Source organism: Microbacterium sp. CH-015 (genome assembly GCF_049707015.1).
Classification (GTDB): Bacteria; Actinomycetota; Actinomycetes; order Actinomycetales; family Microbacteriaceae; genus Microbacterium; species Microbacterium aurum.
On record NZ_JBNAFJ010000017.1, the window covers coordinates 21,673 to 28,239 of the forward strand.

The 6,567-nt window shown below is 66.8% G+C and carries 7 protein-coding genes; all 7 read left to right on the forward strand.

Going from position 1 to position 6,567, the window contains the following annotated elements; genetic code table 11:
• Window positions 1–95: 95 nt before the first annotated feature.
• The 7 genes from ACPYN4_RS15060 to ACPYN4_RS15090 all read left to right on the forward strand — a co-directional run bounded on the left by ACPYN4_RS15060 (window position 96) and on the right by ACPYN4_RS15090 (window position 6,514).
• The gene (locus ACPYN4_RS15060) at window positions 96–1,061 is read left to right on the forward strand and encodes a GNAT family N-acetyltransferase (protein WP_287270910.1); all 966 of its coding nucleotides are present in this window, start codon (window positions 96–98) and stop codon (window positions 1,059–1,061) included.
• Window positions 1,062–1,074: 13 nt separating this feature from the next.
• Window positions 1,075–1,767 (forward strand): PIG-L deacetylase family protein, encoded by a 693-nt coding sequence (locus tag ACPYN4_RS15065; RefSeq protein ID WP_287270909.1) that lies wholly within the window; start codon window positions 1,075–1,077, stop codon window positions 1,765–1,767.
• Window positions 1,768–1,822: 55 nt separating this feature from the next.
• Complete coding sequence (locus tag ACPYN4_RS15070; protein WP_287270907.1) at window positions 1,823–3,145, forward strand: ABC transporter substrate-binding protein; 1,323 nt, start codon at window positions 1,823–1,825, stop codon at window positions 3,143–3,145.
• Window positions 3,146–3,217: 72 nt separating this feature from the next.
• Window positions 3,218–4,138, forward strand: a complete 921-nt coding sequence (locus ACPYN4_RS15075) for a carbohydrate ABC transporter permease (protein WP_287270906.1) — start codon at window positions 3,218–3,220, stop codon at window positions 4,136–4,138.
• A 5-nt stretch (window positions 4,139–4,143) separates the two neighbouring features.
• Window positions 4,144–5,019 carry a carbohydrate ABC transporter permease gene (locus ACPYN4_RS15080; protein WP_424446824.1) on the forward strand — a complete coding sequence of 292 codons (876 nt, stop codon included), beginning with the start codon at window positions 4,144–4,146 and terminating at the stop codon, window positions 5,017–5,019.
• 129 nt (window positions 5,020–5,148) lie between these two features.
• Window positions 5,149–6,120 (forward strand): alpha/beta hydrolase, encoded by a 972-nt coding sequence (locus tag ACPYN4_RS15085; protein ID WP_424446825.1) that lies wholly within the window; start codon window positions 5,149–5,151, stop codon window positions 6,118–6,120.
• A 79-nt stretch (window positions 6,121–6,199) separates the two neighbouring features.
• Complete coding sequence (locus ACPYN4_RS15090) at window positions 6,200–6,514, forward strand: hypothetical protein (protein ID WP_424446826.1); 315 nt, start codon at window positions 6,200–6,202, stop codon at window positions 6,512–6,514.
• Window positions 6,515–6,567: the final 53 nt, after the last annotated feature.

Consider the following 6,567-nt stretch of genomic DNA (forward strand, 5'->3'; position numbering starts at 1 on the left):
CGGGCATGTAAAACTTCTCCGTTCAACTCGTAATTTCTGAACATTCTTGTCAGAATGGGTTCACCCGAACACAAACTTGATCAGAGAGGGCTTTCGTGAGCTCAGCAGGTCCGTTCGTCCGGCGCTTTCGTGCCGGCGATCTGAACGATCTGGCTGCCGCGTGGACGGCCGCCGCACCCCAAGACGCCATCACCCCCACGCGTCTGCGCGATGTGATCCTGCTCGATCGGAACTTCGACGAGACCGGCCTGTTCATCGCGGAAGAGAACGGCCAGATCGTCGGCGCGTCCTACGCTGTGCGGCGCACCGTCGCCCACGACGGCGATGATCTCGAGCCCGACACAGGCTGGATTCCGTTCTTCTTCGTCGTGCCCTCCGCCCGAGGTCGCGGGCTCGGGCGCACTCTGGTCACTGCGGCCATGGACTGGCTCCGGACGCACGATCGATCGACGGTCGTGTTCTCCGCCTACACCCCCAATTACGTGCTCCCCGGGCTCGACGCCGACCGCTATCCCCAGGCGTCCGCGCTCCTCGCTTCGCTCGGCTTCACCCGCTTCGAACACCCGAGTGCGATGGACCGCACCCTCATCGGATACGCCGTTCCCGATGACGTCGCCGACCGCATCACCGAACTCCGCAAGGCCGGGTGGTACCTCGGTCACCCGACGTCGGACGATCTCGTCGCCCTGATCCGGCTCGCCGGCACAGAGTTCAACTCCGACTGGGCCCGCGCCATCCGAGAAGGAGTGGTGGCTGGCTCCCTGCCGCTCGAACGCATCATCATCGCGAAAGATCCGGCCGGGGCCCTGATCGGGTGGGCGCAGCACGGCACCTACGAACAGGTGATCGAACGCTTCGGGCCCTTCGGAGTCCTGCCGTCGAGCCGCGGCCTCGGCCTCGGCAAAGTCATCCTGCACCTGACGATGCAGAACATGGTCGCCCTCGGCGCCCACTCGGCGTGGTTCCTGTGGGCCGACGAGGGATCGACGGCATCTGGCCTGTACGCAAAGACCGGGTTCATCGCGACCCGGACGTTCGACATCCTCAGCGCTGAGCTGTGAGAGGAAGAGCCCGATGAACAAAACAGTCGTTGCAATCGGAGGTCACATCGGTGACGCCGAACTGATGGCCGGTCCCGTGCTGGCCAAGGTCGTTCTCGAAGGAGGGCGCGCCATCATCATCGACTGCACCTATGGCGAGCGCGGACACCCCCGCCTCACCCCGAGCGAGTACCGCCCCCAGAAACTGCACGAAGCGCAGTTCTTCGCAGATGCGATCGGGGCCGAACTGCACGTGCTCGACTACTCCGACGGGTTCCTCCCCGACGACGAAGAAGTGGCCGAGCACATCTCCGCCATCCTGCGCGAAGCGCGACCGGATGTCGTCATCACCCACTGGTTGTCGTCGATGCACCGTGATCACGAGCGTGCCGCCCAGGCCGCGCTGCGTGCGGTCTTCCTCGCCTCGATTCCGCGCGAGGAGATCTCGGCACCCCGTCACACCGTGCCCACGATCCTCCACGCGGAGAACTGGGAGGACATGGAGGGGTTCGAGGCCGACACCTACATCGAGATCCCGCCCGATGCCTTCGACCGCTGGCTCGAAGGCATCAGCGAGCACGCATTCGCCCGGGGAGAGACCTACGGGTTCCGGTTCATTGACTACTACTCGGCCCTCATGACGGTGAAGGGATGCCTCGTGGGAGCCGAGCGGGCCGTTGCGCTGAAGTCCGCCGGCACGGAGAAGTTCACCCTCGCGGGCCCCTGATCCCCCCTCTCACCCTCGCTGCAGTCACGTCGCACTCACACAGGAAGGCACCACCATGAACAGGAAACGCCAGCTCGCCGCTGCCGGAATCGGCCTCGTGGCCATCGCATCACTCGCCGGCTGCGCCGGGACCACTTCGTCCGCGCCGAGTAACGGCGGCGGCGTCGAGATCACGTACCTCACCCATTGGGGGCCCGAGCAGACGGCTCAGCTCGAGGCTGCGGCCGCCGCGTTCACGGCGGAGAACCCTGATGTCACTATCAAGGTTCAGTCGGTGCCGTTCGATCAGCTGCTCTCGACGCTGGCCACTCAGGGAAGCGGCCCGGATGGCCCGACGATCACCAACATCTACACCGCCTGGCTCCCCCAGCTGGCATCCGATGGGATCGTCGGCCCGGCACCGGCCGACGTCGCCGCTGACGTGACCGCGAACTACGGCGCGGGATTCGCGGCCGCGGCATCCACCGAGGGCAGCGTCTACGGTGTGCCGAACGAGGTCGCGCTCTACCAGCTCAACTACAACACGGAGCTTCTCCAGGCGGCCGGGATCAGCGAAGCGCCCGCCGACTGGGACGCCCTCATCGCCGATGCGGCGGCGCTGAAGGGCGCGGGCGTGAAGAACCCGTACGGCTTCATCACGGCGTGGGGCAACGGCGTCGTCCACCCCTTCCTGTCGCTGCTCGCCTCCAACGGCGGATCGTTCCTCAATGCAGACGGCACCGCATCGGCCTTGACGTCGCCCGAAGCGCTCGAAGTCGCGCGCCTCTATGAAGAGCTCGTGGACAAGGGGCTCACCGACATCTCGCTGTCGACGGCCGATGCCAACACGACCGGTCCGTATCTCGACTCGTTCTCGCAGAACCTCACCGGCATGATCGTGATGGCCAACTGGTGGAAGGGGACGCTCGAGTCGGCGATGGGCGACGGGTTCTCGGACATCGCCAGCGCACCGATCCCGGTCGGTCCGTCGGGCGACGTGTCGTCGTCGATCTCGTACACGTGGGCCAACGTCGTGAGCAGCAAGGCTGACGAAGCCAAGCAGAAGGCCGCGTGGGAGTTCCTCACCTATCTGAACGGCCCGGACTCGGGGGCGGCCGGTTCGTCGGCCATGGGTGACATCCTGGTCGGCATGGGCATCCTGCCGAGCCGCACCAGCGACCTCGACGCGCACGCCGCTGAGCTGAACACCCCGTTCCTCACGTCGTACGTCGAGGCACAGGCCACCGCAACGCCCTTCCCGACGGTCAACGGTGTCGCCGAGGCGACCACTGCCCTCCAGACGGAGCTGGAGGCGCTGTTGAACGGCCAGAAGGACGCTGCCACGGCGATGAAGGATGCCGACGCCGCGGTGAACGCCGCACTGTCCGCCGCCCGCTGAGTTCCCTACCCGCTCGGGGGAAGGGGCATCTCGGTGCCCCTTCCCCCGCGCCTTGACATCGAAGGAGACCGCATGGCGACCGTCACGGTCACGACCGGCCGCAGGGGCCGACGCACGGGCGGCCGGCAACATGTCGGCTTCTGGTCGGCCCTGTTCCTGAGCCCCACCATCCTCGTGATCGGCCTGTTCACGGTGATTCCGCTCATCATCACGGTGGTGATCAGTTTCACCGACTGGTCGGTGTTCCGAGCGCTGGGCGATTGGAATTTCGTCGGTCTGCGCAACTATGAGGCGCTCCTGGCCAACACGACGCGTCTCCAGGCGATCTGGAACACGGTCGCCTACGTCGTCCTGTCCGTCGTCTTCACGGTCCCGCTCGCTGCGCTCGTGGCGATGCTGCTGTACTTCCCGAAGCTCAAGGGGGCGGGCTTCGTCCGCGTGGCGCTGTTCGCCACCTACGTCATTCCGACCATCGCCGTCGTGATCGTCTGGGGCAATCTCTATGCCCCCGGGTACGGCCCCTTCTCCGCCATCTTCACGGCGGTGGGGCTCCCATCGCCGGGATGGCTGAGCGACCCACGCATCGCTCTCTTCTCGGTGGTCATCTTCAACGTGTGGCAGATGCTCGGCTACTACGTGATCCTCATCACGGCGGGGCTGACGCAGATCCCCGAAGAGCTCTACGAGGCCGCGAAGATCGACGGAGCCGGCATCTTCCGCCAGACGTGGTCGGTGACGCTGCCCCTGCTTCGTGCGACGCTGCTCTTCGTGCTCCTCATGACCGTCGTCAACTCGATTCAGGTCTTCGACCCCATCTATCTGCTCACCCGCGGGGGCCCCGCCAACGCAACCAACGTTCTCTCCTACGAGATCCAACGTGCGGCGTTCGAGTACGGCAAGGCGGGCGATGCCGCAGCGCTGTCGGTGTCGCTGTTGATGATCGTCGTACTCGTCGGCGCGATCGCCGTCCTCGTGGTGAGGAGAAGAAAGTGACTCAGATGACCGCGACAGTCATCCCGGAGCCCGCCGCCGTCCGCCGTCGGCCCGCCCGCCCCCGCATCCAGCGCGTCGCGCTCTACGTGATCCTCGTCGGGGTCGCCGTCGTGCCGCTCTTTCCTCTTTACTGGCTCGTCATCTCGTCGTTCAAGACACCGCAGGAGTTCTCACAGATTCCGCCGACGTGGTTTCCCGCAGATCCGACGCTTGGCCAGATGGAGACGGCGCTGACGGCGGTTCCGTTCGCGCAGTCGCTTCTCAACAGCGTGATCATCGCGGGCGGCAGCACCCTGTCGGTGCTGATCACGAGCGTCTTCGCCGGATACGTCTTCGCGAAGCACTCATTCCGTGGGCGTGATGCGATCTTCTGGGCGATCGTCGCGACGATGTTCCTGCCGCCCGTCGTCACACTCGTGCCGCTGTATTCGATGGTCAACGCGATGGGCGTCGGAGACAGCTATATCGGTGTCATGCTTCCGTGGCTCGCCAACGCGTTCGGCATTTTCTTGATGCGGCAGTTCATCATGGGGGTCCCCGATGAGATCATCGAAGCCGCGCGCGTGGACGGTGCGGGCGAAATACGGATCGTGCTCCAGTTCGTCGTACCGCTCATCAAGCCCGCGATGGTCACTTTGGCCGTGTTCATGTTCGTCTACGCGTGGAACAATTTCCTGTGGCCGGTGACCCTCTTGAAGTCCGAAGAGCTCTACCCCGTGGTGCTCACCGTCAACCGTCTCATGGCCTACACGATGAGTTTCGACTTCCGAAACGTGGTGCTGGCCGGAACCCTCGTGGCATCCTTGCCGACGCTGATCATCTTCGTGCTCACTCAGCGCGTGTTCGTTCAGGGGATCGCGTCGACCGGCGTCAAAGGATAAGGCCGGGGCATCCGCTCATACGGCGCCAGATGGCGGGTGGATGCCCCGGGCTTTCCGCCGCGCGGCGGGTCCAGGCGGAGTTCGCGCCCGGGAGCATGGATCGCAACCCATCCGAACGAAGGAGTTCTGATGACGACCACCGACATGCCGCGCCCGCGCTTCGACCCCGAACTCGAGGCGATGCTGACCGTCCTCGCCGAGGCGATGCCACCCACGATCACGCCCGAGATGATCCCGGCGATGCGCGGAGCGGTCATCCCCGGGATGCCGACGCCGAGCGAGATCCTCGAGGCAGCGGGGCTCGTCGCGCGCGACGTCACGATCCCCGGTTACGAGGGCGACGACATCGTCGTGAGCGTCGTCCATGCCGCCGGCCGCACCGGCACGGGGCCCGGTTTTTATCACACGCACGGCGGCGGCATGATCATCGGCGACCGATGGACTGGCATCGCGGCGCTCGCCGAATGGCTGCACCGGTACAACGGCGTCGCCGTCACGGTCGAATACCGCTTGGCGCCCGAGTTCCCCGATCCGTATCCCGTCGAGGACTGCTACGCCGGCCTCGTGTGGACGGCGGAGCACGCCGACGAGCTGGGCATCGAGCCCGGCCGCCTGCTCATCGTGGGCGGCAGCGCGGGTGGGGGTCTGGCGGCCGGCACGGCACTGCTCGCCCGCGACCGTCGTGGTCCGGCCCTGTGCGGCCAGCTGTTGATGTACCCGATGATCGACGACCGCGACAGCACGGTCTCGACCGTCCAGATCGACGGCGTGGGAGTGTGGGATCGCGGCAGCAACGTGACCGGGTGGACGGCTCCGCTCGGCGACCGGCGGGGAACCGACGATGTCTCGATCTACGCCGCGCCGGCGCGCGCGACCGACTTGAGCGGTCTGCCGCCGGCGTTCATCGACTGCGGCAGTGCGGAGGTGTTCCGCGACGAGGACGTCGCGTACGCCACCGCCATCTGGGCCGACGGCGGCGACGCGGAGCTGCACGTGTGGCCGGGCGGATACCACGCGTTCGAGGGCTTCGCGCCTCAGTCCCGTCTCGCGCAGGAGATGACCGCGGCCCGAGACAACTGGATCCGCCGCATCCTCGACTGATCGTCCCCGGGGCGGGCGGCCCGAGCCGCTGCCCGCCCTCGCGAACCCGCCATAGGCTGGGCGCACGCAAGGAGGCGCCATGCAGGAGTTGGCCGGCAGGCTCACCGCGCTCGATCCCGAAGCGAGCGCGTCGCTCAAGGTGATCGCCTCGTTCGACGCGCTCGTCGCGGGCGGCGTGGGCATCGAGGCGCTCGTGCGCGCGGCGGCGGTCCTGGGCGGAACGATCGCGGGCGCGCGGATCGGGGGCCGCACGACACGGGTGGATGCCGACGGCCGTGTCGCTCCGGAGGGGGATGCGGCACAGTGGCCGCAGGTCTCCGACGGCGACGCGACGGTGTGGATCGAGCGCGACGGAGCACCGCACGCCAACGTGTTTAGCCGGGGCTTCGGGTAGCGCGGATGCGGCGACTGGGTAGCGCGGGCGCGGCGACTGGGTAGCGGTCCGCG

Excerpts from the sequence above, each read along its gene's own strand:
- ACPYN4_RS15070 (WP_287270907.1), top strand. The coding sequence starts at position 1,823 with ATGAACAGGAAACGCCAGCTCGCCGCTGCCGGAATCGGCCTCGTGGCC.
- ACPYN4_RS15085 (WP_424446825.1), top strand. The coding sequence starts at position 5,149 with ATGACGACCACCGACATGCCGCGCCCGCGCTTCGACCCCGAACTCGAG.
- ACPYN4_RS15080 (WP_424446824.1), top strand. The coding sequence starts at position 4,144 with ATGACCGCGACAGTCATCCCGGAGCCCGCCGCCGTCCGCCGTCGGCCC.
- ACPYN4_RS15090 (WP_424446826.1), top strand. The coding sequence starts at position 6,200 with ATGCAGGAGTTGGCCGGCAGGCTCACCGCGCTCGATCCCGAAGCGAGC.
- ACPYN4_RS15065 (WP_287270909.1), top strand. The coding sequence starts at position 1,075 with ATGAACAAAACAGTCGTTGCAATCGGAGGTCACATCGGTGACGCCGAA.
- ACPYN4_RS15075 (WP_287270906.1), top strand. The coding sequence starts at position 3,218 with ATGGCGACCGTCACGGTCACGACCGGCCGCAGGGGCCGACGCACGGGC.